Origin of the sequence: Methylorubrum suomiense (assembly GCF_022179765.1) — a bacterium.
GTDB lineage: Bacteria > Pseudomonadota > Alphaproteobacteria > Rhizobiales > Beijerinckiaceae > Methylobacterium > Methylobacterium suomiense.
Genome location: NZ_BPRE01000029.1, coordinates 1 through 24,536, shown reverse-complemented (window position 1 = coordinate 24,536; position 24,536 = coordinate 1). Strand labels below are relative to the sequence as shown.

Sequence of the window (24,536 nt, the reverse complement as noted above, 5' to 3'; positions counted from 1 at the left end):
CGGCCCGACCCTACACATACCTTCCGCGGGGTGGAGCAGCCCGGTAGCTCGTCAGGCTCATAACCTGAAGGTCGCTGGTTCAAATCCAGCCCCCGCAACCAAACACATCACCATCACCGAACCGACCCGCCAAGGCCCGCGCTCACACAGCGCGGGCCTTGGCGCGTTCAGGAGCTGTGCCCATCACAGCTCGCCTCTGCGCGGGCAAACAGCGCGGCCATGCTTGACGAAAAGGTAGGTCGGCGCTTTGTCCCGTGCGATGCTCCATCCGATCACCTCTCCGAAAGTTTGCCTGCCATGACGCCGCCCCGTGACGGTTCGGCCAAGCGGCCAGGCTTCAAGCGTCCCGGCTATCGACCCGGTCCACGCGGTCCCGCCCAGCCCGGTCTCGTGGCGCGAGAGGGGAGGGACCATGTCGTGCTGTACGGCTGGCATCCGGTGTCGCAGGCGCTCGCCAATACGGGCCGCCGCTTTCATCGCCTGCTTGCCACCGAGAACGCGCTGGCCCGCTTAAAGGAGACGCTGGACGGCCTGCCGATCGAGCCCGAGATCGTCCGCCCCAGTGCGATCGATCGGCTGCTCGGACCGGACGCTGTGCATCAAGGGCTCTATGCCGAGGCCGCGCCCCTGGAGGCTCCGGCCCTCGACGCCATGCCGGACGATGCGCTGCTGCTGGCATTCGATCAGATCACCGATCCGCACAATGTCGGCGCCATCGTGCGCACGGCAGCCGCCTTCGGCGTGACCGCCATCGTGACGACCGCCCGTCATTCGCCGAACGCCACCGGAGTCATGGCGAAGTCCGCTTCCGGTGGCCTGGAGCATGTGCCGCTCGTCGTGGTGCGGAATCTCGCCGAGGCCCTGATCACGTTGGGCGAGCGCGGCTTCACGCGCATCGGCCTCGATTCGGAAGCCGGCACATCCCTCGACAGCGTCGGCCCGCGCCGACCGGCCGTCCTCGTGCTCGGTGCCGAGGGCAAGGGCTTGCGTCAACGGACGCGCGAATGCTGCGACGTGCTCGTGCGCATCGATGCGGTCGGTGCGATCCGGAGCCTGAACGTTTCGAACGCCGCAGCGATCACCCTCTATGCCCTGACCCGGCCTGGCGGCGCTTCGACCTGAAACGCTCATGTCTCTTCGCCGGTAGGGATGAGAGCAGTGGCCGCACAGCGCGCAGACTGCGCGGTGCGCGGCAAGCGAGCATGTTGGCCACAGATTGGTGAGGACGATCTTGGTTGGAAGAGCGTTCGCGACCGCACTCGTGCCTGAGACGCGCTCTCCCTCTCCGTCCGCTGAACTCAAGGCGGGGGTGCCAGATTAGCACCTTTTACTCACTCGAGAAGAATCAGAGTGATTCTAATTCCGCAGGGATTGTGTTGACGGCCAATGCGACCGAAGGTAGATAATTTCTGCGGTCGAGGCGCCTGTGGTTTTCCAGTATTTCAAAATGGATAACTGGTTGCGCTCCGTATCGTAATTTGAAGCATTCTTTTGCTGGCGCGTTTTGGATACTGGCTCGAGGCAGCATAGCATTCGGGCGTCGATTGCTCTGAACAAAATCTGGATGACCCTGGGGCGATATGGCCGTTTTCGGACATATCGCCCCTTCCTCTGTTTAAATGTCCAAATTGAAATCGGCGTTTTGCGGCGATGGGAGGACGTTGATCGCGAAACGGTGCTTGGCTCGTCTCGGCCCTGGAATGGTGAGGTGAGCGCCGCGATGGTAACTTGAGGTCAAGCTTGCCCACGATTCGACCGCTGCCCGCCTCTGGGGGGCGACGCGCTGGTGGGGTCGAGGCGCACGACCTCAGGAGATGTCCCATCCCATGGTTGCCCCGCGGGAGATGATGCTGACGCTGGACTGCGACCCGCGCGACCTCACGATCCTCGCAGACCACGCGCTGATCCGTTCTCCGCGGGAAACCGTTCGCTCGCTGGATCTCGTCGGTTTCGACACCGATGCCGGCGACCTGCGCGCCGCCGGTCTGTCGCTTCAGGTGGGACGAGACATCGGACCCGAGGGTGAGGCCGGAATACAGATTGTCGAGGCGGATGGCGGCGGCCCGTTCGCCCGGGCGATGTGGGAGTGTCCGGTCGATGGGCTGCGGCCGGACCTCGTTGCGCTCGACCTCACGCCGGCCGGAAAAGTGCTGGCGCAGGCAGGCACGCCGCCCTTATCCCCCCGCCACGCCATCGCGATAGAGCGGATACGGCGATCGGTTCGCTACGGCGCCTCATCGATCGACGTCACCCTCGATCTCGGTCGCATCGAAGCGACGCCCCCTCACGCATCCTTCTGCGAGGCCGGTTTCGCCCTGAGCGACGGCGACCCGGTCGATCTCCTCGCCCTCGTCCAGGCCCTGTCCGAAACCCTACCCCTGCACCTCGCCGCGCTGACCATCGGAGAGCGCGGTGAGGCGCTGGTGAGGGGGAGCGTCGACCGGCCGAGCAAGGCCCATCGGGTGAGGCTTCAGTCTGGGGCGGAGGCGGGCGAAGCCTTTGCCATGGTGGCGCAGGACTGTCTTCGGCATCTGCGCCGCAACGAGGCATCGTTTGTCACGACGCGGGATCCGGAAGCACTGCATCAGATCCGCGTCGCCCTGCGCCGATTGCGTGCGGCCTTCTCCTTGTTCCGTCCGCTGCTGACGGATGATCCGACTGCCACGCTTCTGCGAGAGGAGATCAAGCGCGTCACCGAGCCGTTCGGGCGGGCGCGCGACCTCGATGTCTTCCTCGCCGAAACGCTGGCGCCGGAGATCGAACGGTGTCCGGAGAAGAGAGAACTGCGTGACCTGCGTACCGTAATCGATGGCGAGCGGGATCGGGCCTATCAAGCGGTGCTGGCAATCCTGCGGAGCGCCGCGTGGCGGATCCTGATCATCGATCTGGTCGCCTGGATCGGGGCCGGACCCTGGCGCCGAGCCGCGCGCTCGGCCGCCTGGGAGCAGCATGCCAGGAAATTCGCCGCCGCCGAGCTGGAGCATCTGCGCCGACGCATCAAGAAGCGCGGGCGTGATCTCGATAGACTGGCGCCTGCAGAGCGCCATCGCGTGCGGATCGAGGCAAAGAAGCTGCGCTACGGGGCTGAATTCTTCGCCACCCTCTATATCGGCAATCGGAAGAGCCGCGTCCGCTACAAGACTTTTGTCTCGGCTCTGACGGCTCTCCAAGATCATCTCGGGGCATTGAACGACATCGCCACTATCCCCGCGATCATGGGCCGGCAGCCCAAGCCGGAGGCCATTCCATTCTCCGCCGATATCGTCGTGGAGAACGGCGCGGCGCGAACCCGGTCCCTGCTGAAGGCCGCCGCACGGGCGCGGGAGACGCTGCTGGCGACACGCCCATTCTGGCGCTGATCAGGTGCCTTCGGGCCGCAAACGGACTGCGACCTCGTTCCGGCGTAGGAACGGCACGGAGAAGGGCGGATCGTAGCCCATGAAGAAGGGAGCCCCCGTCGGCTGCTTGCCCGCCGCGTCGAGGACGTGAACCAGGGTATCGGCCCGCTTCCGGCGTTCTTCGGGCGGAGCGCTGCCGGAGAACCGCAGGACCGCAAGTCGCTCCGGTGGGACTCGAACGAGGCGGACGCCGGCCTCGCTGGGCTCGGGGGCGCCGGCCTCGGCGACCTTGCGCGGCAGGTAGAAGCGCATCGCGCCGCCCGCCCCTCGCTCGACCGGCACGGTCATCGCGATCAATTGGCCCTTGGTCTCGACGGGGGTCGTCATGGCGATGCGGTCGCCGCCCGCATTCGCACCGGTGATGTAGCGGAACAGGCGCCCGAACGCCGCGCCGTCCCGCTCACCGCCGGCCTCGGTCTCGACGGCGACGCGTGCCTCGTAGGCGCGGATCTCCACGCCGCGGTCGAGCCGTTCAACCACGGCATAGCGCGGCTCCTCGTAGGTCGCCCGGATGCCGACGACCGAGAGGGCCGCCTCAACCAGGGTCACGAGCGTGTAGAGGAACTTGTCCAAGGGGGCGTCGCCGGCTCGGGATACGGTCGATAAGACGGGAGGGCGGATCACGTTCCGGCCGAAGGCGTTGGCCGGTGGTCAAGGCACCGCATGGCGCTCCCGCGCTGCATCGGCTCTTGTCGGCTCCAGGCTCGCAGGAGGCGAACATGGCCCACGTCCTCGTCATCGGCGCCAGCAAGGGCATCGGGCTCGAAACCGTGAAGGCGGCGCTCGCCGCCGGGCATCGGGTTCGGGCCTTCGCGCGTTCAGCCGCCGATCTCGCCCTCTCCGATGCCGGTTTGGAGCGCTTCACCGGCAATGCTCTGGATGCAGGCGATGTCGCCGCCGCACTCGATGGAGTCGATGTCGTGGTGCAGGCGCTGGGGGTCCCGGCGACCAAGCTCCTCGGTCCGGTGACCCTGTTCTCGGAAGCGACCAACCTCCTCGTTCCGGCGATGGAGCGGGCGGGCGTCCAGCGCATCATCGCGGTGACCGGCTTCGGCACCGGCGATAGCCGCGAGGCCATCGGCCTGCTCCAGCGCGTGCCGTTTCGCTTGGTCTTCGGCCGTGCCTATGACGACAAGGATGCTCAGGAGATGCGGATTCGGCGCAGTACCCTCGACTGGACCTTCGTCCGTCCGGGCGTGCTGACGCCGGGCGCCGCCACCGGGCGCTACAAGATCCTGGCCGAGCCGCGTTCCTGGCGCAATGGCCTGATCGCCCGGGCCGACGTGGCGCATTTCATCGCCGGGGAGATCGACCGTCCGACCTACGTGAAGCGGGCGGTGGTTCTGGTCGGCTGAGCGACGCCCTCCGGCCATCCACCTTCGGGCAGGAGCCGGGGAATGGCCGAACGCAGCTTGAAGAAGCCGCGGGTCGCCAGGGGCCAAGCGGCTTCGTCCCAGGCCCGGCGCACCCGGTGACAGGCCTCCGGCAGCGCGTCCGCCGAGGGGCCGACCGGTGCCCAGGCCGTGACGATCGGCAGCCCGCCGGACCAATCCGGCCCCAAGACCCGCGCTTCACAACCGAAATGCGCTGCCGCCCGTGTCAGGCCATCGCTCATCGCGGCCTCGTCGGCCTCCCGGACCCGATCCGACGCATCGGGGGCATGGGCGACGAGCCCAGCCAAGCGTGAGACCCGAGTCGTCCCCAGGGGCAGGCTCTCGGGATGCAGGTCGTCGAGGTGCAACAGCAGGGCGACCTCACCTGTCAGCGGCGGATCGGCGGGGACGAGCCGCATTTCCTTGGGCGGCATCGGCTCTTCGAGGGAATCGACCTCCTCATCGATCCCGGAGGGATCGAAGCGGCCATCGGTGTAGCGCCGGATATTCTCCGCGCGGGCGACGTAGTGCTTGCCGCGGGTGTGAAGGCCCGCCACCCAGCGCCAGGACAACGTGTTGCTCGCCGGGTCGCCGTCGAGCAGGTGACGCAGAAAGAACGCGGCGCCGAGCGGCCAGGGGAGGCGCAGGGTGAAAATCCAGATCGAGGCGAACCACATGCGGGCGTGATTGTGGAGCCAGCCGGTGGCGACGAGCTCGCGGGCCCAATCGTCGAAGCCCTCGATACCGGTGCGCCCCTCGACCGCCGCCTCGTAGACCCGTCGAAGGCCCGGATCGCCGGCCAAGCGTCGGCGTTCGTCCTCGACCGCCGAGAGGGTGCCGGTCCAGGCACCCGGATGGGTCTCGAGATGCCCTTTGAAGTAAGTCCGCCAGAAGACTTCGGAGACGAACTTCTCGGCGCCCTCCTCGCCATAGGCAGCGAGGGCAGCCGACACGACTTCGGCCTCTGTCAGCAGGCGGCGCCGCAGATAGGGTGAGAGAGCGGAGGTCGTCGGACGCCGATCCGGCCCCCGGTCCGTGTTGCGAGCCGCCGCGTAATGCGCTCCGGCGCTTTCGAGAAAGCCGGCAAGCCTGTCGAGGCCGGCGGCGCGGGTCATGGGGAAATCGCGGTCCATGACGCCGAGATAGCGCGGCGGGCCGCGCCATCCGTGCGACCCATTCACCCCGTCCTGCAGCTCCGACCGCAAAGCGGTCGGAGCGGTCTCGGCAGGCTCACTTGTCGATGGCGTTCTCGATCGTGTCCTTGACCTTGCCGCGTTCCTGCTGCGCCTGCCCGCGCAGCTTCTGAGCGCGGCCCTCGGCCTTGAGATCCTCGTCCTCGGTGAGATTGCCGACGCCGCGCTTGGCGCTGCCGATCGCCTCGTTGGTGAGGCCCTTGAGCCGATCGACGGCGCCTGCGGTGGTCGGCGTATCGTCGGCCAAAGCCGGGCCGGCGACCGCGAGTGCGAGGCCCAGAAGAACCCCACGAAGGGCAGTGGTCCGAAGGCTGCTCATGCGCTTGCTCCCAATGGAAGAGGGGAGGGTGGTCTTATCGGCGAGACGGTCGCTCGCAACGCTCCAGAGAGGCAGGATCGAGCGATCGTGATGATGTTCAAGGTCGAGGGACATCGTGCTGCGTCCCGTTGGCCCGCGAACGGGGCATGGCGATGCGTCGCGCATCAGGGCTGCGACGGCAACAATCAGCCGGGCGCCTCGCGTCCCCGGGTGATTGCGGATCACTTCATGACGCGTTCCTCGGACCGCGCGCCGTCACTTCTTCGGCTGTGAGCCGAGATAGACGTATTCCGGAGCGGCGCGCAGCTGGTCTTTATCGGTCTCGATGACTGCGTCGAGGGCGCCACCGTCCTTGCGCGACAGCTTCAGCGTCTCGGGGGCGACGGCCACGTATTTGGCATTGAGGCCGAGGAAGCCGCCGACGCTGACCACGTAGGATTTCACGGCCCGCTTGTCGTCGAACACCACGTCGGCGACCGAACCGATGGTCTCGTTGGCGCCGTTGCGGATGCTCGTCCCGATCAGCTTGGAGGCGACGACATCCTCCGGGGCCTGCGCCACGAATTTCGCCCGCAGATCGTCGTTCAGCGTTGCCGGCTGCGCCGCGATGGGGGCAGGTTCCTGCTTCGGCGCCGGCGCCGATTCTTGGGCCAAGGCCGGCACACCGGCCAGGAGAGGAAGCGCAAAGAGCAGCGGGCGAAGTCTCATAGGGGCCGTGTCCTCGTCTGGATCGATGGAAGGTTGAGCTTGGGTGGGAAGCGCGGGGGCGTCGCGTCGCGAGGGAGGTCGATCATCGATCGGAAACCGATGCAGGCCGCGCTGTGAACGGGATCGACAACCGGACAATGACGGAGCGGGGGGCCCGCCGGGTTCGACGACGAATCCGTTCCAAGACCACCTATCCGCCTCCGCCCTCACGGTCCGGTCCGCCTGCCACGCTCACGCTGCAATGCGGCAAGAACGGATGGCGGACAGGTCAGTTCCGGCGTCGCTTGCACGGAGTCTCGCGTCGTTCCTCGACTCACGTCATCTTGAGAAAGCCGTCGGTGGATGACTTGGCTATGCTGGCTTGCGCAAACCGGGCCGGTGATGGAGCCGGAACAGTCCGGGCGTGTTGACCCGCGCGACGCGCGCCGCTCGGACGGGATTCAATAGGACAGGCATGGTCGAGGAGCCCGAACTGATCGGCGAGGAATGGACGCTCGCCAGCTTCAACGGCGCGATCCACAGGGGCGGCGTCGGCCTTTGGGCATGGTCGCCGACCCGGCGGCTGGCCCAGCTCGACAGCCTGTGCCGCGCGTTCTGGGGGATGACGGAGGCGGTCGTACCGATCGATGAGCTGTTTGCCCGCGTGAACGCAGAGGATCGCGACGGCATGATCCGCGACTGGATGGCGAGCGCGGACGACCCGCATGCCTACAGTTTCGATTTTCGCATCGGCGACGGACCGGAGGCGCGCTGGATCTCGGCTCGGGGCGTTGGCGGGGAGACCGGACAGGTCGGGGAATGGGTCCAGGCGATCTTCCTGGACATCACCGAGCGGAGGCGGGCGGAAGAGGCCGAACGTCTGCTGGCCGCGGAGCTCGCCCATCGCGTCTCGAACATGTTCACCGTGGCCCGCGCCCTGACGGCCATCGTTGCCCGCGACGCCACGTCGACGCCGCTCTTCGCCGAAGACCTGTCCCGGCGGTTCGGGATCCTGCACGAGGCCACGACGCTCGCAACCCGGTCGCACAGCCTCGATCAGGGCAGCGTCCGGCTCCAGCATCTCGCCGAGCGCATCCTCATGCCCTATCGCGACGGCGCCGCGATTACCGTCGCGATCGCGGATGACGCGGTCGTGGGCCCCGACAGGGTCAACGATTACGCGATGATCTTCCACGAACTCGCGACGAATTCCGCCAAATACGGCGCCCTGTCCGGCGGGGGCAGCCTCCATCTGAAGGGTGGCGTCGAGGACGGTGCGCTGACACTCACCTGGAACGAAACCGCCGCGCCGGCGGGCGGGCCCAAGGCCGACGGCACCGGTTTCGGCTCACGCCTGTTGCGGCAGACGATCGAGCGCAGCCTCGGCGGACGGTTCGAGCGCGTCATCGATGCGGACGGCCTCCATTTCGACATGACCGTACCGGCCGGCTGAACCGACGGCCCGCTTCTCACCCACGGCCGAGCCCATCGTAGCGCGACAGGTCGGGTTCGCGGCCCTTGCGGTTGAACAGCTTGGCCGCCACGCCGCGAAGGGCGGGGTTGCTCGCCAGCCGCAATCCACCATGCAGCAGGCGGATGCCGAGGCCGCTGCGGGGATGCATGATCCTCGGCGCGATCTTGGGAACGCCCGCAGCCTCCTCGACCATGGGTCGCATCGCCCGTTCGTAGCTGGCAAGCGCCCCCGCCACGTCCCCGTGGCGGCAGAGTTCGCAAGCCAGAACGGTGGCTCCGGTCACGGCCAGAGTCGTGCCGACCCCGGCGAGCGGGGTCACGCACCAAGCCGCGTCGCCGGTCAGGACAACGCGTCCGTTCGACCAGCGCGGCATGCGCACTTGGCGCAATGCATCGAAGTAGAAATCATCGGTCGTGTCCAAGCCCGCCAACACGCGTGGTCCTTCCCAGCCGACATCGGCGAAGCGCGCGCGCAGGAACGCCTTCTGTCGATCGGGGTCCCAGTCCTGCTCACCCGCCGACGGCCCGTGGATCGCCAGCATTGCCCGGGTCGTGCCGTGAGGGTCTGGTCGCAGCTGCACGCTGCGGCCGCCGGGGGCATTGTACCAGCGCCAGAATCGGTCGTCGGAGGGCGTCCGGGGAATCGTGAAATACGCGATGGTCAGGTCCATCGGACGCGGGGCGTTCTCACCGGGGAAGACATGCTCTCGGGTCGAGGATCCGACACCCTCGGCGACGATCACGAGATCGAAGCTTTCGCGGCGACCGCTCGTGAACGTCACGGTCGCTTCGTCGGCGGTCTGCGCGATCCGCTCGACGGAATCGCCGAAGCGGATGTCCATCCGCGGGCGAGCGGCGTCGAAGATCAGCCCTGCGAGGTCGCCGCGCAGGATCTCCATCTGGGCCGTCGGTCCGTCACCCTCGGAATCCCCGGCGGCGAAGCGCGCCACGGGCCGGCCCTGAGCGTTCACCCAGGCGGTCCCTTCCTCGCCCGTTCCGCGCGCCAGCGCGTCCTGTTCCAACCCCATTCGGCGCAGGGCCTCGCGGCCGATTCCGCGGAGATCGACGTTCTGGCCGCCCTCACGGAAGGCGGGTGCGCGCTCGACCATCGTGACGGTGAAGCCGTTGCGGCCCAACCACCATGCGGCGGTGTTGGCCGCGATGCTGGCCCCGGTGATCAGGATGCGACGCGCCAACGAAGTGCTCCCTATCGCGCGGACAGAGCGTTCAACGCGCCGGCGCGGCAGGAAGGACCATCGTGACGCCTGCGATGAGCTGCGGCCTCGATCTGTCCGCTCCATGACCCGGCGGCAGTCCGGAGCTTGGACGCGGGTGACGCATCTCGGACCATGCGCTGAGCTTCGGCGCATGGCCGCTACGTCCCGAAAGGCAATCACTGCCTTTCCGCCCGATGCCTCAACTCCCTCGGGTGCGATCCGAGACCAAGCGCAGGCCCTGGACGCTGCTGCGTGCCGCCAGAGCGGTCGCGACCTTGCGCTCGAGCTCCCCGTCGCGGAACGGCTTGAGCACGATGGAGTCGGCCCCGTCCGCTCCGGCTTGCGCCAGCGCGGCGGTATCGGCGAAGCCGGTGACGAACAGGACCGGCATCGTCGGCCAGCGCTTGCGGATCTCACCGGCCGCTTCCGCCCCGTTCATGCCCGGCATCGCGAAGTCGAGAACGACGAGATCGACCGCGGGATCGGCTTCCAGCGCGGCCAGAGCCTGAAGGCCGGATGCCGCCTCGCGCACGCTGTAGCCGACTTCCATCAGGCGGGTTGCCGTGACCTCGCGGACCCCGGCATCGTCATCGACGATGAGAAGAACCGGCTGGCTCCCCGGCGGGTAAGTGCGTGCCCCGTCGGCCAGCGCGGGGGCATGGGGCAGGGCGGCGGCCTCGTTCTCGACGCGCGGAAGGTAGACCTTGATCGAGGTGCCCTCAGCCGGGACGGTATCGATGCGGATACCGCCGCCGGACTGCTTCACGAAGCCGTAGACCTGGGCCAGCCCGAGACCGGAGCCCTTGCCGGTCTCCTTGGTGGTGAAGAAGGGCTCGAACACCCGCGCCAGCACCTCCGGCGTCATGCCGGTGCCGGTGTCGCTGACCGAGATCATGACGTATTCGCCGGGTTGTGGCTGCTCCGGCCGTACCGGAACCTCCGACACCGTGACGTTGGCGGTCTCGATGGTGAGCCGACCGCCGACCGCCATCGCGTCGCGGGAATTGATCGCGAGGTTGAGAATGACGAGCTCGATCTGCGTGGCGTCGACGAGGGCGGGCCACAGATCGTCCTGAAGGGTGGTCTCGATCTGGATCGCGCCACCGATGGAGCTTTCCAGGAGGTCGCGCATGGAGACGACCGTCTGGTTCAGACTGACGGGGGTCGGCACCAGTCGCTGGCGCCGCGAGAAGGCGAGGAGCTGAGCGGTCAGTTTCGCCCCGCGGGCGGCGGCTCCCCACATCATGTCGAGGCGCCGCTTCGAGCGCTCGTCGGTCACCGCGCGCTCGAGAAACTCGATATTTCCGGCGATGACGGTCAAGAGATTGTTGAAGTCGTGCGCCACGCCGCTCGTCAGCTGCCCGACCGCGTCGAGGCGCTGCACGAGGCGCAGGGCGTCCTCGACGCGCTCGCGTTCGATGATCTGGTCCTGAAGAGCGGTGTTGGAGGCGGCGAGCTCGCGGGTCCGCTCCGCGATGCGCGTCTCCAGCGTGTCGTTGAGCGCTTGAAGCGCGGCCTCCGCGGCGCTCTTGTCGTCCCGAGCGCGCTTCTCGGCGAGAGCCCGCACGATCGTACGGGTCATGCGTCCGAGGCGCTGCTTGGTGACGTAGTCGGTCGCGCCGTTCTTGATCGCCTCGACCGCCACTTCCTCGCCGAGCGTGCCGGAGCAGAAGATGAAGGGCGTCTCCGGGCATTGCTGTCGCGCGATGCCGAGCGCACTCACGCCATCGAAGGTCGGCAGCACGTAATCCGCCAGGATGATGTCGTGGCGACCGGGCAGGGCGGCAGCGGCGAACTCGTCGCGGGTGATGACCCGCTCGATCACGACCGGATGACCGAGATTCTCTAATTCCGCCTCGATCAATTCCGCGTCGAGATCGCTGTCCTCCAGATGCAGGATGCGCAAGGGCCCGGCATGCGGCCCGATTATCCGTTCGATGGCCAGCCTCCCCTGTGTGGCGGGGGCTCGTTCAGGAGCGCCCAGAACACGCCGATCTCCTTAATGGCGGCGAAGAACTCCTCGAAGGCCACCGGCTTTACCACGAAGGCGTTCACACCGAGATTGTAGGAGCGGACCACGTCGGTCTCCTCTCGCGAGGAGGTCAGCATCACCACCGGGATGCCGCGGGTGGCGGGATCGCCCTTCACCTTGGCCAGCACCTCCAACCCGTCGATCTTCGGCAGCTTCAGGTCGAGCAGCACGACGGCCGGATCCTGCACTGCCCGGCTCTCGTGCGAACCTCGACGGTAGATGAAGTCGAGGGCCTCGGCACCATCGCGGCAGATCACGATCTGGTTGGCGAGCTGGCTCGATTCCAGGGCGGCCAGCGTCAATTCGATGTCGTTGGGATTGTCCTCGACGAGGAGGATCGGCTTCAGACTCGCCATCTCGGTTAGGCCTCCTCCCGGAGTGGTAGGGTGAAGGTGAAGGTGGCACCCCGGCCCGGTTCGCCCTCGGCCCAGGTCCGGCCACCGTGACGCTCGACGATGCGGCGTACATTGGCGAGCCCGATCCCGGTGCCTTCGAATTCCTCGACCCGATGCAGGCGCTGGAACACACCGAACAGCTTCTCGACATAGGCCATGTCGAAGCCGACGCCGTTGTCGCGCACGAAGAACACCGCCTCGCCGTCCTGCGGCGGCAGCCGCCCGACCTCGATGACCGCTTCAGGTTGGCCGCGGGTATACTTCACCGCGTTCGAGAGCAGGTTCTCGATGACGAGGCGCAGCATCACCGGGTCGGCATGGACCCGGCCGAGGGGGCCGATCTCCCAGCGCACGGTTCGATCCGGCGTCACGTCGCGGAGCACCTTGCGGCGCACCTCCTCGACGAGGGCGTTCAATTCGCCGTTGACCTTGTTGAGGGAGTGACGCCCCATCTGCGAGAAGGTCAGGAGGTTGTCGACCAGCGTACCGGCCGAGAAGGCGGCCTCGATGATGGTCTCGACATAATGTCGGCCCTTGTCCGAGAGGTTCACGCCCTCCCGTGTCTTGAGCAGGTTCGAGTAGCCGACGATGTGCCGGAACGGCGCGCGCAGATCATGGCTGACCGAGTAGGAGAAGGCCTCCAGCTCCTTGTTGGATCGCTGCAACTCCTCGCTCATGGCGGCGAGTTCCTCGGCCCGGCGCAGCACGATGCCGAGCACCGAAGCCCGCAGATCCATGGCCGCCTCGACTTCCGGCACCGACCAGGACAGGGAGCGACCCTTCACCGTCTCCTTCCAAATCTCGAAGGATTTGCGCGGATGCAGCCGGTCGGGGCCTCCCTCCGGATCGGGGCGAGCCGCCTTGACCGGATTGCCGCCCCATCGGACGGTCCGCACCACCTCCGGCCTGAACCAGAGCACGTAACTCGCGAATCTTTTGGAGATCGAGATGGCGAGGAGGCCACTGGCCCGATCGGTGAAGCCTTCCGCCCGCGGAAACATCTCCGACAGGGCGTCGGTGGCGAACACGTCCTCGGCCTCGCCGCGCTCCGAGAGCCATTCGTAGAGGGCGCGCACCTCGCGCTCCGGCGGGGTCTGGCCGAGCAGCCGGCAGCGATCCGTGGTCACCACCGCCGCGCCGGACGCATCGACGAGCCCCAGGACGTCGTCGGGATGGTTCAACAGGCCGTCGACGAAGCTCTCCTCCTCCGCCATGTAGGCCAGGAGCTTGGCCTGGACCTGCCCTAGGGCGAGGCGCTGCTCGGCCTGTTCGCCCCGCACCTTCGCCGAGAGTTGCAGGGCGAAGATCTGGGTGAGGAAATCGCAAGCGTTGCGAGCCTGGAGCGGCACCCGCTTCGGGTCGTGATTGTGGCAGGAGACGAGCCCCCAGAGCGCGCCGTCGACCAGGATCGACACCGACATGGACGCCATCGTGCCCATGTTGCGCATGTACTCGACATGGACCGGCGACACCGAGCGCAGCACCGATTGGCTCAGATCGAGCGGTTTCCCTGCCGGCGTCCGGGCCGGGTGGATCGGGACCGGGGCGTAACCGGCATCCGGGATGATGCGCAGGCGGTTGCGCCGATAGAGTTCCCGCGCCTGGGCCGGGATGTCGGAGGCGGGAAAACGTAGGTCGAGATAGCTCGGCAATGCGCCGTTGCCGTCCTCGGCCAGCACCGTGCCGTGCCAGTCCCGGTCGAACCGGTAGACCAGGGCCCGGTCGAAGTTCGTCACGTGGCGGATGTTCTCGGCCAGCAACTGGCAGAGATCGGGCACGCTGCGGGCGGAGTGCAGCCGCTCGACGAAGGCACGCAGCCGGGGCGTGAGCGCGTCGAGGCCGGCATCGCCGGAGGCGTCGTCGGTCTCCTCGAGTTCCAGGACGACGAGGTCGTCGACCCGGTGGGCGGCGACCTCGTAGGCCTGCCGCGCGGTGTCCGGTCCGAGTGTGACGGTGCGCAGATAGGTGGCGCCGTCCTGAATCGCGTCGCCGTCGAGATAGCGTCGCACCAGGGCATCGAGTTCGGGGAAGGTCGCTTCGAGGCGTGTGCCGACCCTGGCTCCCGCCGGCGCATTCGCGCTGGCCTGGACGATGGTCCGCTCCCGGGCATCCAGCGCGAGCAGGAAACCATGCGGCTGGACGCTGCCCACGATGTGGATGGGTTCGCGATCGCAGGCTGTCAGGTCGATGGTGGGCTGTGTCGCCGCTTTGTGCTGATTCAAGCCTGGATTCCGCCCGCTCCCGACCGGATCCGCCCCCGACCCGCTCGGTCTGATATCAGCCCACCGGGGCCGTTGGATATGGGTCAAAATGGACCGCGACAGGTTTCCGCCACGCCATCCCCTTACGGCGCGGCCAAGTCACGACGAAGTGGAGATTTCGCCGGTTTTCGTGGATATTCGCGAGCAGGGCTGCGGCCGTTCTACCGGGCTGACGCCATGAATTCTCGGCGAATCGCATCGAAGGATTGACCGGCATCAACGCGCGGCATTCGGCTTACCGCATGTCGTCAGAGCTGCGTGTCCGGCGCTTCCGTCTTGAATCGGTTCTCGAAGCCGGTCTGCAAGTCGCCGCTGTCGATGGCGATCCCATCCTGCCGTTCGGTCTCGAGGGCATGACGCTCGCCCCGCGATCCTGTGCGGCGACGCGGTCGACGTCCCCCTCGGGCGGGGGACGTTGGAGAGAGGAACGCTGGCGCGACGCATCAGGCCGCCTGGTCTCTCGGTGACCGACCCGCGAGAATGTCTTCGTAGATCCCGATCAATTCCACCGCCTGATCCGAGGCCCACCGAATGTCCGGAGTGACGTCGGGGAAATTCCGGTAGCGTGCGGGATCGGCATCGATGTCTCGCAACGCCGCCAGGAGGCCGGCCGGGGAGGTCACGTCAACGATCATGCCGTTCACGCCGGGCGTCACGCAGCCGCCTACGGCACCGCGATCCGAGGCGACCACCCAGCAGCCGGCCGCGAGCGCCTCGCGCGTCACGAGGCCGTAACTTTCGGGCCAGACCGAGGGGGCGAGGAGCACGTCGATCCGGCCATAGAGCTCTTCGATCCGCCGCTGCGGAACCTTGCCGAGCAGAGTGACGGGCGTGTTGCCCCAGACCTCTTCCCGCGTGACGTCCGGATTGAGGGCGTGATCGACGATCAGCAGCGAGAGGTTGTCGAAACGCTGCGTCTGAAAGAGGTTGGCGACGTGGTGATAGCCCTTGTGCCGCGAGGCGCCGCCAATATGGGCAAGGACCACGCGATCATCGCTGCCCCGAGGGACGCGGACGGGCTTCGGCAGACGCGAGACCCCGTTCTCGACGACGCGCAGGTCGTCGATGCCGGCCGAGCGACAGATCTGGGCGAATTCCTTCGAGACCGTCGTGATCATCGCGGCGGACCGGAGGTAGCGCCGCAGGCGACGGGCGCGCTCCGGAATGACGTTCTCATTGGTGTCGAGAGGAACGACACGGTTGTAATTGTAGAGTCGAACTCTGTCCTGCTCATCGAGCAGGAACTGCAACGGTGAAATCCACCAGCCGTCATGCATCGTGATGAGGTACGGAACCTGGTTCTTGATCGGCACGTCGACGATGGATGTGGTGAGTCTCTGGATGCAGTGGAAGTGAACGATGGTGGGTTGGATGATGTCGAAGCAGGTCTCGAACGACTCCGCCATCTTCGGATCTTCGAGAATGTGATCGATGTCCGGACGATCGGCTGCCGTGATGGCGAAGACGCGAATGCCGTCCTCGACGTAGCAGGTGATCTCGTAGGGCTGCGTGCCGCCTTCGAGGGTGCAGATCACATCGATCTGCCAATCGTCACCGAGGAGCTCCTTGAGATCCCGCACATTGTCGTGCACGACCCGGGTCGCGCCACCGATGGCCTGAGGCGGATAGAAGACGTTCACGATCAGCAGGCGCTTGCGGCTCTTAGGCATTCGCGCCTCGATGCGTCCGACGACGGCCTTCAAGTTTTCGGCCTGTCTCTCACACGAATATTCGTCGAGCGCCTTCGCCCGGGCTGCGGCGCCCACGGCCTCGCGCAGGTTCCGATCTGTCACCAAGCGATCGATCGCCTGGAAGAACTCCTCGGGCGTGTCGCAGAGGAAGCCGGTCCTGCCATCCTCGATCACCTGTTCGTGGGTCGTCGTCCGGCTGACCACGGAGGGAATGCCCATGGCCGCCGCTTCCAACCATTTGATCTCGCTCTTGCAATCATTGAATACGGAGCGTGACAGAACGGAGAGATTGATATCCGCCTCGGAGAGATGTTCAGAATAATCCTCGAAGCTCGCAACCGGTTCGATGACCCGGATCATATTCTGAAAAGGTTTCAGGTTGTCCGAGAGATTGATGTAGCCCATCAAAATGAATCGGACTTTGTTCTTGTGCTTCTTGGCGAGTTTGGCGATAGCCGGCTCGATGACGTCTTTGAAGTCTTGTTTGTGCGCCTTCGTTCCCGACCCATAGAAGATCGTCACGACCCCATCGTCAGCGATCGCGCTGCGGCCAGGCTCGAACCGAGTCTTGCCTAGGGCATTCGGATGGACGAAAGCGATTCCGCTCTCGACCCGCTCCTCGACATGTCGGCCCAAGGGTTGGGTCGATACCATTCCGTACTCGCACAGCGACATGGCGTGCTCGAACAGGGGGACGCCGCAGGCAATCTCGGCGTGCTGCATCGCCGTGATCTGGCCGGCGTAGGAGGCAAGAGACGGCGGAAAATGCTCCGCCGAGAAGACCAGATCGTCGATGTCGTAGACGGTGGGGATCCCGAGCTGACGCGCCTGCGCGATCGCATCGACGATGTATGGAAAAGCGGCAACGCGGAAGAAGATCGCGAGATCGGTCTTTACGAGGTTTCGGACGAAGGCCTCCGTCTCGTGCCCTTGATTGTAGGCGGTGACCTCGTAGCCCGCTTGGCGCAACTGCTCGACTTTTTGATCGATCCGGTAATACCGGCATTGCCGCAGGTCGTAGCTGCCGAGGATGGCGATGCGCCGGATGGTGCGGCGCGCGCGCGAACCCGTGAGACCGGCCGATCCTCGTTGGAGGATACGGCGCAGATCCTCCTGCACGATCGCGTGGCCGATCATCGCCGCACGGTAGGGCGCATGCTGCCACAGTTTGTCGAAGACGACGCTTTTCGCCTGCCGGAGCTTCGATCTCAACGCGACGTCGCTCGGATAGATCTCGATGGCCTGGCGCAAGGCGTCGAGAGCACCATCGTTGTCCTCGAGTTGCACGAGACTGTCGCTCAAGAGGCGATAGTTCGCGTAGTTCGCGATTCCGGCGTCGATGACTTGTTTGCGGATCCGGGCCGAAGAAAGGTAATCGCCGCGAAGATGGGCCTGGTCCGCCAAGTGGAGATGAGCGGTCCAATAGGTCGGAAAGCTGCGCAGAAGGTAGTGGTAGACGATATCAGCCTTTTCCGGATGGCCTCCGACGGCGAGATTGACCGCAATGGCATCAAAAAAATCGGCTTCGGCCGTACTTGTGATGGGTATCAACCGGATGTCGGCGTTGCCGCACTCCACCAAGTGGCTCGCCGCATCGACGAGCGTCCCCGTGGCAAGGCCCGGAACGACGTTGCGGAACGCAATTAGCTTGGATGTCATGGATGGTGGGATCGGAAACTTGAACCGGGACTCGAATGCCACCTCCAAATTCGGGGCGCGATTCTGCTCCCGCGGTGATCGCAGCCAGTCCTGGAAGAGACGCAACCGATCGACGGCGTGCTTTTCCGAGGCGGGATCTCCAGCATGATTCCAGTCCGCGAGGTATTCGCGGCGGTAAAAGTCAGGAACGAAGCGGCTTCGATACGAAATATCCAGACCCTGATGCTGTCCGGACTGACAAAAATGGAACAGGCATTCAGATTTTGTGGCCGATCTTCCAAACAGATCGGCCGCATTGCATGAATAGTAGCTCCGATCGAGGTCGATGGGATAACAGACATTCGTGATATTGTAAAAAAGTAGCAATTCTTCTTCTGATAAAAATACAAGGTGTCCGACCGGGAAGTGGTGCTTGCTGACAATTTCTCTCAATACGAGCTCGGCCGGCACCGTTGGGGACGCATCGATGCCGTACACCTCATTGACAAAGTGGCGGCTGAAGTAAGTCGGTGCAAATGCACGATTTTCGCGTATGCCATGATTGAAATAATGTTTCAGTCCATCATGGGGATGCTGAATCGATGCCCGAATATCATCATTCTGCGCAAGATACGTAACGAGACTGAAGTTCAGCGGTAGGGACGACATCTCGCCGCGATGCGTATCCGCGTAGGCGCGCAGCTTCGCGAGATCCTCGGTCGGCGCGTATTTCGACAGGATCGCGGGATCGTGTGACTTGGGCGCCGTGTCGGACGGGATCGAAAAGCCGCGTCCCTCGGCGCGACCATGCCGGAGATAGTGCAGGATCGCCGACGACTGCCAGCGGACGGCACGCCTGACATCATAATTGAGGGCGAGGTAGTCGCCGACGCTGAACTCTGCCGGAAGGGCGGGATCTTGCCGCAATCGCGCGACCGCCTGGATGTCGTTGGCAAAACGCCCCTCCGACCGGCCGGTCTCCTGGTAATGTCTGTGCAACTCGACGTCCGAGAGACTTTGAAGTTCGGGATAAAAATCTCTGTAGAATCGCGGATCGAGCGCGTCGTCTTTACTTAAAAGTTCCGCTAATTTTGGCTGCAGCTTGCCATTCTTTCCGGTCAACGTGCGACCGATATTCAATGTTCTCTTCGTAAAAGTCTTGAAAGTCCGGCCCAGGGCGTCGTTGGGTGTCATCGTTTCATGAGCCTTAGATACGCTGGTCCCCTGGGATGTGCGTCGGTTCGTGAGCTTGCGCATTGTCAAATGATAGCTCTCAAAATCCGGGTCGCTCCTTGTGATCGATCCCGTGTGTCGCCCCTCGCTTGGATTGAGGGCCAATTTAACCCCGAAGCGTTGATGGGTATAAGACGAAGCAGATTTGTTTGTTGGTGAATTTAACAATGTAATTATATTATAATGTAGTCATTCGGTAGGCTTAGTGCAATCCGTGCAGTGTCGGTCGCGAGGTCGGGGGCAATGCCATTTTGGTACCAGTCCTTGTCCCATCTCGGACGGCGGGATGGCAACCCCGTGTCGATCATAGCCGCCGCCGCAGAAACGCAGAGAAGCTCACCCCGCGATCTCGCGTCGTAACCGGAGCTGAAGACCCACCCAAAATGTTCGTGCTGCTGCCCAACTTGGCTCACCTCTCACCCCTCTCCCGCGCCGGGTGAGGCCTCGCGAGTGAGCAGGGTCCGCTTGCGCTCGACGCCCCAGCGATAACCGGACAGCGCGCCGTCGGAGCGCACCACCCGGTGACAGGGGATCGCCACCGCCAAAGGGTTGGCACCGCAGGCCAAAGCCACGGCCCGCATGGCGGCGGGCGCGCCGATGGCGCGGGCGATATCGGCATAGCTTGCCGTGGTCCCGATCGGGATCGCCCGCAGGGCTGTCCAGACCCGCTGCTGGAAGGCGGTACCGCCGATGTCGAGGGGCAGGTCGAGGCCACGACGCGGTGCGTCGACGAAACCGACCACCTGTGCGACCCAAGCCTCGAAAGCGACATCGCCGCCGATCAACTCCGCCTGGGGGAAACGATCCTGGAGGTCGCGCAGCAGCGCGTCCGGCTCGTCGCCGAGCAGGATCGCGCAGAGGCCCCGCTCCGTCGCGGCGACGAGGATCGCGCCCAATGAGCATGCCCCGATCGCGAAGCGGATTTGGGTGCCGGCCCCCTTCTTGCGGTAGGCGGACGGGTCCATGCCGAGCCGCTCGGGGGCCGCTGCGTAGAAGCGGCTCGGGGTGTCGTAACCCGCCGCGTAGAGAGCCTGCGTGACGGACGACGACCCCTGCAACCCGGCGGCGACCCGCTCCGCGCGCCGCGCCGCTGCATAGGCCTTCGGGGTGATGCCGGTCAGACTGCGAAAGACGCGGTGGAAATGGAACGGACTCATCCCGGCGAGGCGCGCGAGCGTGTCGAGCGAGGGCGGGTTTTCGGCCGTCTCGATCATGCGGCAGGCCTGGGTGACGATCTGAGCCTGGCGCTCGGCGCGGGACGGTTCGTTCGGGCGGCAGCGCCGGCACGGCCGAAAGCCCGTCGCCTCCGCCTCCGCGCCCGTTGCGTAGAAGACGACGTTCTGCGCCTTCGGTGTCCGGGCCGAACAGGACGGGCGGCAATAGATGCCGGTCGTGCGGACGGCGTAGACGAAGCATCCATCGGCCGCCGCGTCGCGGGTGATCACGGCGGTCCAGCGCGTGTCCGCGACCGCTCCCCGTTGCGAGCCGGTCGGATCGGCCTCGTTTTCGGCGTCCCGCATGATGACCTCCCTGCGTTCGATACCGCCGAACGGGCCCTGCGCCCACTGGACAGGGGATCTTTGCGATGAACGTCGCTGGCCCGCATCCCGCTTCTTGCTCGGCAATTCGGGACGCGACCGGATCCGATCCCCCTCGTTGCGGATCAGAGGGACTCGAACGTCCAGTCATGTCCGCTGCCGCTGCCGAGACCTTTCTCTTGGTACAATCTGAGGTTGGAAAATCAGAGGGCCCAAATGGCCCGTCTTCCGCCGTGTCGCTCGCTCCGGTTCGATCACGCGATCGCAGGCTGGTTACCGGGCCCGAAACAGCCTCAGATGGGCGAGCGTCGTCGTAGGATCGGCCTGCGTATCCGGAAGCGGAATGCAGGCTTATGCGCCGACAAGCCTCTGACAAATATGTCTGATGCGGCCGATATTATAACCATTATAATTAGCGTCTGTACCTATAATAGTTACATTGTAAGGCTCTTAGTAAAGTCTACGTTGTCAACCTCAGGATGGGATGTTACGGTTCCGAGTATAGGCGCTCACAAAACTGTGATGTTTCTTTCCCTTTGTGGAGGCGCCGCTTGCGCACGCTTCGGCGGCTTCTCGGAACGGCCAGGATACGATGCCGACACATATGAAGGAGCCTTCGCATGCTCTGCTGCAGGTTCTGCTGAGTCAGAGATCGGATCTGGTCGAGACGGCGCGCCGTGTCGTCCGCTGCGGAGCGCGGGCCGAGGATGTGGTCCAGGATGTCGCTCTCAAGGTCTGCCAGAATGGGGTCGCGGCGGAGATCGCCGATGCCGCGGGATTTCTGCGGAGAATGGTGCGCAATGCCGCCATCGATGCCGTGCGCCAGTCGGGGCGCGAATGCCGCCGCAACGCCCCTTCGGACGCTGGCGAGACGGTGCCCGCGCCCTGCGACTGCCCACTGCGGCGGCTGGAGGGCCGTCAAAGCCTGGAGCGGGCCATCGCAGCCCTCGACGAAGCGCCCGCTCGCACCCGCGAGGCCTTCCTCGCCCATCGGCTCGACGGGGTGCCGCAGAAGGATATCGCGGCCAGGGTCGGCGTCTCCCCGACGCTCGTCAATTTCATGATCCGCGATGCGACCGCCCTGTGCCGGGCGGCCGCCTCACCGTAATCTCGGGATCGCGCCGGGTGCGGCCGAGGATCGGAGGTGATGCGCTCGATCAGGGCAGGCATCGGTGGTGCAGATGTCTGCTTTCGCCCTTCGGCGGCGAGAGGGATCGCGCCCTGGAAGGCGCTTGCGGATCGCTCTCCGCTCCTCACGCATGTGCCCGGCTCGGCCGCTCGATCTCGGCGGCGACGAGCCGCCCGTTCTCCAGCTTCACGCAGCGGTCGGCCACGTCGAAGTAGCGATCATCGTGGGAGATCGCCAGAACGGCCTTGCCGCGGGCACGCAACTCGGGAAGCAGGCGGCGATAGAACACCTCGCGGAACAACGGATCCTGGTCGGCGGCCCATTCGTCGAACAGGTAGAAGGGACGATCCTCCAGATAGGCCACCACCAGGGCGAGCCGCTTGCGCTGCCCCTGTGACAGCGCACGGGTCGAGAGCACCCCGCCCGTCACCGAGACCTTATGGGCGAGCTCCAGCTTGGCGATGAGGGCATTCGCCTCCGCGTCGAGGGATGCACCCGGACCGCTGAGGCCGTCGAGCGTCGGGAACAAGTGAAAGTCCGAGAAGACCGCCGAGAACAGCCTGCGCAGCCGGTCGCGATCGAGTTCGGTCACGGGCACGCCGTCGAGCAGGATCGCCCCAGAATCCGGCTGATAGAGGCCGGTCAGGACCTTGGCGAGCGTCGTCTTCCCGCTGCCGTTGCCGCCGATCAGGATCACCACCTCGCCCGGCCGGAACGTCAGATCGATCGGTCCCAGCGTGAACACCCCGTCCTCGGAGTCGCGGAAATAGCGATGACGCACATGGTCCAGGCGCAGCTCGCGGAACCCGGTCGCCGGGCTGCGGGCGAGCACCGGTTCCGGCGCGGCCACCGCCGCCATCAGCCGGTCGATCCGACCCATGGAGACCCGCGCCTGCTGAGCATTGGGCAGATTGTTCAGGAGCGCATCGAGCGGCATCATCAGGTAGAGGAACACCACGATCGAGCCCGTGGCCGCGACGGTTCCGAAGGTCAGCACCCCGATCAGGGCATGCACGAGAAACAGGGCGATTCCCGCCCCCACCACGTAGATGCGCAGACCCCGCAGCCGGTGCGCCCGCACCTCCTCGATGCTGCGCTCCAGCGATAGACGCAGGAAGGCGTCCTGACGCTCACGGTTGAGCTTCAATTCCTTGGCGCCGCTGAACAAGCCATCGAAGTGAGAGAACAGCTCATCCTGCGCCGAGCCGGCCCGGTCGAATTCCTTGAGGGCCCGCGCATGGCCTAGGGAGAAGACCGCCGATCCCCCGAGGATGGTGGCCAGTGCCAGACCGAAGGCGGCCAGCGAGGTCCAGGCGAGATAGGCGAGGCAGCCCGCCACGATCGTCGCATTCATCACGATGTTCGGAAAGGCGACGAGGAAATCCGCCACCCGCGCGGCATCGTCGGTCATCACCGACTGCACGCGGGCGGCGCCGAGGCGCTCGACCCGGGCGAATTCGGCCCCGGCGACCCGCGCGGCGAGGGTCCGGCGGAGATCGAGCAGCACGCCCTCGCCAAGGCGGGCGAAGAGCAGGCCGCCGCCGATCCGCCCGGCCAATCCCAGGAGGGCGGCGGCCGCGAACCCCATCGTCAGCCAGCGCGGATCGTGACCTCCAACCAGCATCTCGTTGGCCGAAGCCACCATCCCGATTCCGGCCGCCGCCGCCGCGAGGCTCGCGGCCAGTGCCAGGACGAGATGCCGCCGCGGACACTGCGCCAGGATGCGCAGGAGGGCATGTCCCTGCGGGGGGGCGGCCGAGGTTTCGGGGTGCATCGTCCCTCCGGTCGCTCTGTCGCGCTGCTTATTCCGCGCGGCACGCCCGGTGACCGTCGCGTCCCCTCAGGAATTCACGGTTCGCCGGACGATCTGCGAGGCACGTTCAAGACGCGCCGGGCGGGGAAGAATTTAGTCGTGCGGCCGAAACGGCGTGGGACCTCGAACCCGAAACGGCATCGTCGCGCGCAAGCCGCTCTGTTTCGGTCGCAGGACGCTAAATTTCACCCATCCCCGTCCGTCCTGCCGTCGAGAGGCCGGTGAACCGGCCACGCCGGGAGCGGTCGCACGGATGGGTATGGCAGTCAGGACGATCCGCGCGCGGACTGACGAACCGTCACCTCGGTTTGAGTCGGTGAACGCTCGGGTGGCGGCGCTGGCCGCCAGCGAGGGCGGGCGCGTCGCCCTCGTCCACGGTCCGACCCGCCTCACCTATGCCGCCCTCGACGCCCGCGCCAATGCCCTCGCCCATGCCCTCATCCGACGCGGCATCCACGCCGAACACCGCGTCGCCCTGCGCCTCGAACGATCCCCCGACGCCTTCGTCGCCATCCTCGCCGTCCTCAAGGCCGGCGCCGCCTACCTCCCCATCGATCCCGACGCCCCCCCGGAGCGCCGCGACACCGTCATCCGCCAGGCCGGCGCCCGCCTCCTCCTCACCGACGTGCCGGGCGAGGGCGAGGGCGCCGCCAGCCCGTGCCTGCGCCTCGACGACCCGGACGCCTTCGCCGGACCCGCCACCGATCCCGGCCTGACCCTCCATCCCGACCAGCTCGCCTACGTCATCTTCACCTCCGGCTCGACCGGCCAGCCCAAGGGCGTGGCCGTCGCCCACGGACCGCTCGCCATGCATGCCGCGGCGGTCGGCGCCCGCTACGGCCTCACCCGCGACGATCGCGTGCTCCACCTCATCGCGCTCTCCTTCGACGGCGCCACCGAGGCCTGGCTCGCCGCCCTGTTCCACGGCGGGCGCCTCATCATCGGCGAGCCCCGCGCCTGGACCGCGCCGGACATCCTCGACACCATCCGCCGGGAGGGCGTGACCGTCACCGGCATGTCGCCCGCCCTGCTCACCAGCCTGGCCGAGGCGCATGCGCAGGCCGGCGGCGGCCGGCTGCCGGTGCGCTCGTGGACGGCCGGCGGCGAGGCGTTCGGCCTCGACGCGTTCCGGGCGGTGCGCCGGAC

The 24,536-nt window shown here is 66.1% G+C and carries 17 protein-coding genes and 1 tRNA gene; 7 read left to right on the top strand and 11 right to left on the bottom strand.

What is annotated here, in order from left to right; translation table 11 throughout:
• The first annotated feature begins 24 nt into the window (after window positions 1-24).
• The 3 genes from MFF26_RS25985 to MFF26_RS25975 all read left to right on the top strand — a co-directional run bounded on the left by MFF26_RS25985 (window position 25) and on the right by MFF26_RS25975 (window position 3,359).
• Window positions 25-101 (top strand) — tRNA-Met (locus MFF26_RS25985).
• A gap of 196 nt (window positions 102-297) precedes the next feature.
• A complete protein-coding gene (gene rlmB / locus MFF26_RS25980) occupies window positions 298-1,122 on the top strand; it encodes a 23S rRNA (guanosine(2251)-2'-O)-methyltransferase RlmB (protein WP_137831379.1) in 825 nt (274 codons plus the stop codon).
• Window positions 1,123-1,826: 704 nt separating this feature from the next.
• Complete coding sequence (locus MFF26_RS25975; protein WP_137831378.1) at window positions 1,827-3,359, top strand: CYTH and CHAD domain-containing protein; 1,533 nt, start codon at window positions 1,827-1,829, stop codon at window positions 3,357-3,359.
• Here the strand turns inward: MFF26_RS25975 and MFF26_RS25970 are convergent, their stop codons facing one another.
• On the bottom strand, window positions 3,360-3,971 hold the full coding sequence (locus tag MFF26_RS25970; protein ID WP_137831377.1) for an SOUL family heme-binding protein: 612 nt from the start codon (window positions 3,969-3,971) through the stop codon (window positions 3,360-3,362).
• A gap of 146 nt (window positions 3,972-4,117) precedes the next feature.
• Here MFF26_RS25970 and MFF26_RS25965 point away from each other — a divergent pair, with 146 nt between their 5' ends.
• Window positions 4,118-4,753 (top strand): NAD(P)-dependent oxidoreductase, encoded by a 636-nt coding sequence (locus MFF26_RS25965; protein WP_137831376.1) that lies wholly within the window; start codon window positions 4,118-4,120, stop codon window positions 4,751-4,753.
• Here MFF26_RS25965 and MFF26_RS25960 read toward each other — a convergent pair.
• The 3 genes from MFF26_RS25960 to MFF26_RS25950 all read right to left on the bottom strand — a co-directional run bounded on the left by MFF26_RS25960 (window position 4,720) and on the right by MFF26_RS25950 (window position 6,991).
• Entirely contained in the window at window positions 4,720-5,886 is a 1,167-nt protein-coding gene (locus MFF26_RS25960; RefSeq protein ID WP_137831380.1) for an FAD-binding domain-containing protein, read from the bottom strand. The genes MFF26_RS25965 and MFF26_RS25960 overlap by 34 nt on opposite strands.
• A 115-nt stretch (window positions 5,887-6,001) precedes the next feature.
• Entirely contained in the window at window positions 6,002-6,283 is a 282-nt protein-coding gene (locus MFF26_RS25955; RefSeq protein ID WP_137831375.1) for a CsbD family protein, read from the bottom strand.
• A 255-nt stretch (window positions 6,284-6,538) separates the two neighbouring features.
• Entirely contained in the window at window positions 6,539-6,991 is a 453-nt protein-coding gene (locus MFF26_RS25950; RefSeq protein WP_137831374.1) for a PRC-barrel domain-containing protein, read from the bottom strand.
• A gap of 454 nt (window positions 6,992-7,445) precedes the next feature.
• On the opposite strand from MFF26_RS25950, the gene MFF26_RS25945 reads away from it, so the two are divergent.
• Window positions 7,446-8,423, top strand: a complete 978-nt coding sequence (locus MFF26_RS25945) for an HWE histidine kinase domain-containing protein (RefSeq protein ID WP_137831373.1) — start codon at window positions 7,446-7,448, stop codon at window positions 8,421-8,423.
• A gap of 16 nt (window positions 8,424-8,439) precedes the next feature.
• On the opposite strand, the gene MFF26_RS25940 is transcribed toward MFF26_RS25945, so the two are convergent.
• The 6 genes from MFF26_RS25940 to ada all read right to left on the bottom strand — a co-directional run bounded on the left by MFF26_RS25940 (window position 8,440) and on the right by ada (window position 20,430).
• Complete coding sequence (locus tag MFF26_RS25940; protein WP_238308927.1) at window positions 8,440-9,639, bottom strand: FAD-dependent monooxygenase; 1,200 nt, start codon at window positions 9,637-9,639, stop codon at window positions 8,440-8,442.
• A gap of 220 nt (window positions 9,640-9,859) precedes the next feature.
• Complete coding sequence (locus MFF26_RS25935; RefSeq protein WP_373324539.1) at window positions 9,860-11,566, bottom strand: response regulator; 1,707 nt, start codon at window positions 11,564-11,566, stop codon at window positions 9,860-9,862.
• 20 nt (window positions 11,567-11,586) lie between these two features.
• Window positions 11,587-12,048: a response regulator gene (locus tag MFF26_RS25930; RefSeq protein WP_137831370.1), complete on the bottom strand. Its 462-nt coding sequence runs from the start codon at window positions 12,046-12,048 to the stop codon at window positions 11,587-11,589.
• A 5-nt stretch (window positions 12,049-12,053) separates the two neighbouring features.
• Entirely contained in the window at window positions 12,054-14,309 is a 2,256-nt protein-coding gene (locus MFF26_RS25925) for an ATP-binding protein (protein WP_238308926.1), read from the bottom strand.
• A gap of 482 nt (window positions 14,310-14,791) precedes the next feature.
• Entirely contained in the window at window positions 14,792-18,871 is a 4,080-nt protein-coding gene (locus tag MFF26_RS25920; protein ID WP_238308925.1) for a glycosyltransferase, read from the bottom strand.
• A gap of 455 nt (window positions 18,872-19,326) precedes the next feature.
• On the bottom strand, window positions 19,327-20,430 hold the full coding sequence (gene ada / locus MFF26_RS25915; RefSeq protein WP_137831367.1) for a bifunctional DNA-binding transcriptional regulator/O6-methylguanine-DNA methyltransferase Ada: 1,104 nt from the start codon (window positions 20,428-20,430) through the stop codon (window positions 19,327-19,329).
• 622 nt (window positions 20,431-21,052) lie between these two features.
• Between ada and MFF26_RS25910 the strand changes: the two genes are divergently transcribed.
• A complete protein-coding gene (locus MFF26_RS25910; RefSeq protein WP_137831366.1) occupies window positions 21,053-21,556 on the top strand; it encodes a sigma-70 family RNA polymerase sigma factor in 504 nt (167 codons plus the stop codon).
• Between the two features lie 145 nt (window positions 21,557-21,701).
• Here the strand turns inward: MFF26_RS25910 and MFF26_RS25905 are convergent, their stop codons facing one another.
• Complete coding sequence (locus MFF26_RS25905) at window positions 21,702-23,351, bottom strand: cyclic peptide export ABC transporter (RefSeq protein ID WP_137831365.1); 1,650 nt, start codon at window positions 23,349-23,351, stop codon at window positions 21,702-21,704.
• Window positions 23,352-23,706: 355 nt separating this feature from the next.
• Here MFF26_RS25905 and MFF26_RS25900 point away from each other — a divergent pair.
• The coding region (locus MFF26_RS25900; RefSeq protein ID WP_238308924.1) for an AMP-binding protein at window positions 23,707-24,536 on the top strand (830 nt) is incomplete at its 3' end.

Coding starts and splice junctions, on each gene's coding strand:
- MFF26_RS25905 (WP_137831365.1), bottom strand. CDS start 23,351: ATGCACCCCGAAACCTCGGCCGCCCCCCCGCAGGGACATGCCCTCCTG.
- MFF26_RS25945 (WP_137831373.1), top strand. CDS start 7,446: ATGGTCGAGGAGCCCGAACTGATCGGCGAGGAATGGACGCTCGCCAGC.
- MFF26_RS25910 (WP_137831366.1), top strand. CDS start 21,053: ATGAAGGAGCCTTCGCATGCTCTGCTGCAGGTTCTGCTGAGTCAGAGA.
- MFF26_RS25950 (WP_137831374.1), bottom strand. CDS start 6,991: ATGAGACTTCGCCCGCTGCTCTTTGCGCTTCCTCTCCTGGCCGGTGTG.
- MFF26_RS25975 (WP_137831378.1), top strand. CDS start 1,827: ATGGTTGCCCCGCGGGAGATGATGCTGACGCTGGACTGCGACCCGCGC.
- MFF26_RS25920 (WP_238308925.1), bottom strand. CDS start 18,871: ATGACACCCAACGACGCCCTGGGCCGGACTTTCAAGACTTTTACGAAG.
- ada (WP_137831367.1), bottom strand. CDS start 20,430: ATGCGGGACGCCGAAAACGAGGCCGATCCGACCGGCTCGCAACGGGGA.
- MFF26_RS25930 (WP_137831370.1), bottom strand. CDS start 12,048: ATGGCGAGTCTGAAGCCGATCCTCCTCGTCGAGGACAATCCCAACGAC.
- MFF26_RS25960 (WP_137831380.1), bottom strand. CDS start 5,886: ATGACCCGCGCCGCCGGCCTCGACAGGCTTGCCGGCTTTCTCGAAAGC.
- MFF26_RS25955 (WP_137831375.1), bottom strand. CDS start 6,283: ATGAGCAGCCTTCGGACCACTGCCCTTCGTGGGGTTCTTCTGGGCCTC.
- rlmB (WP_137831379.1), top strand. CDS start 298: ATGACGCCGCCCCGTGACGGTTCGGCCAAGCGGCCAGGCTTCAAGCGT.
- MFF26_RS25965 (WP_137831376.1), top strand. CDS start 4,118: ATGGCCCACGTCCTCGTCATCGGCGCCAGCAAGGGCATCGGGCTCGAA.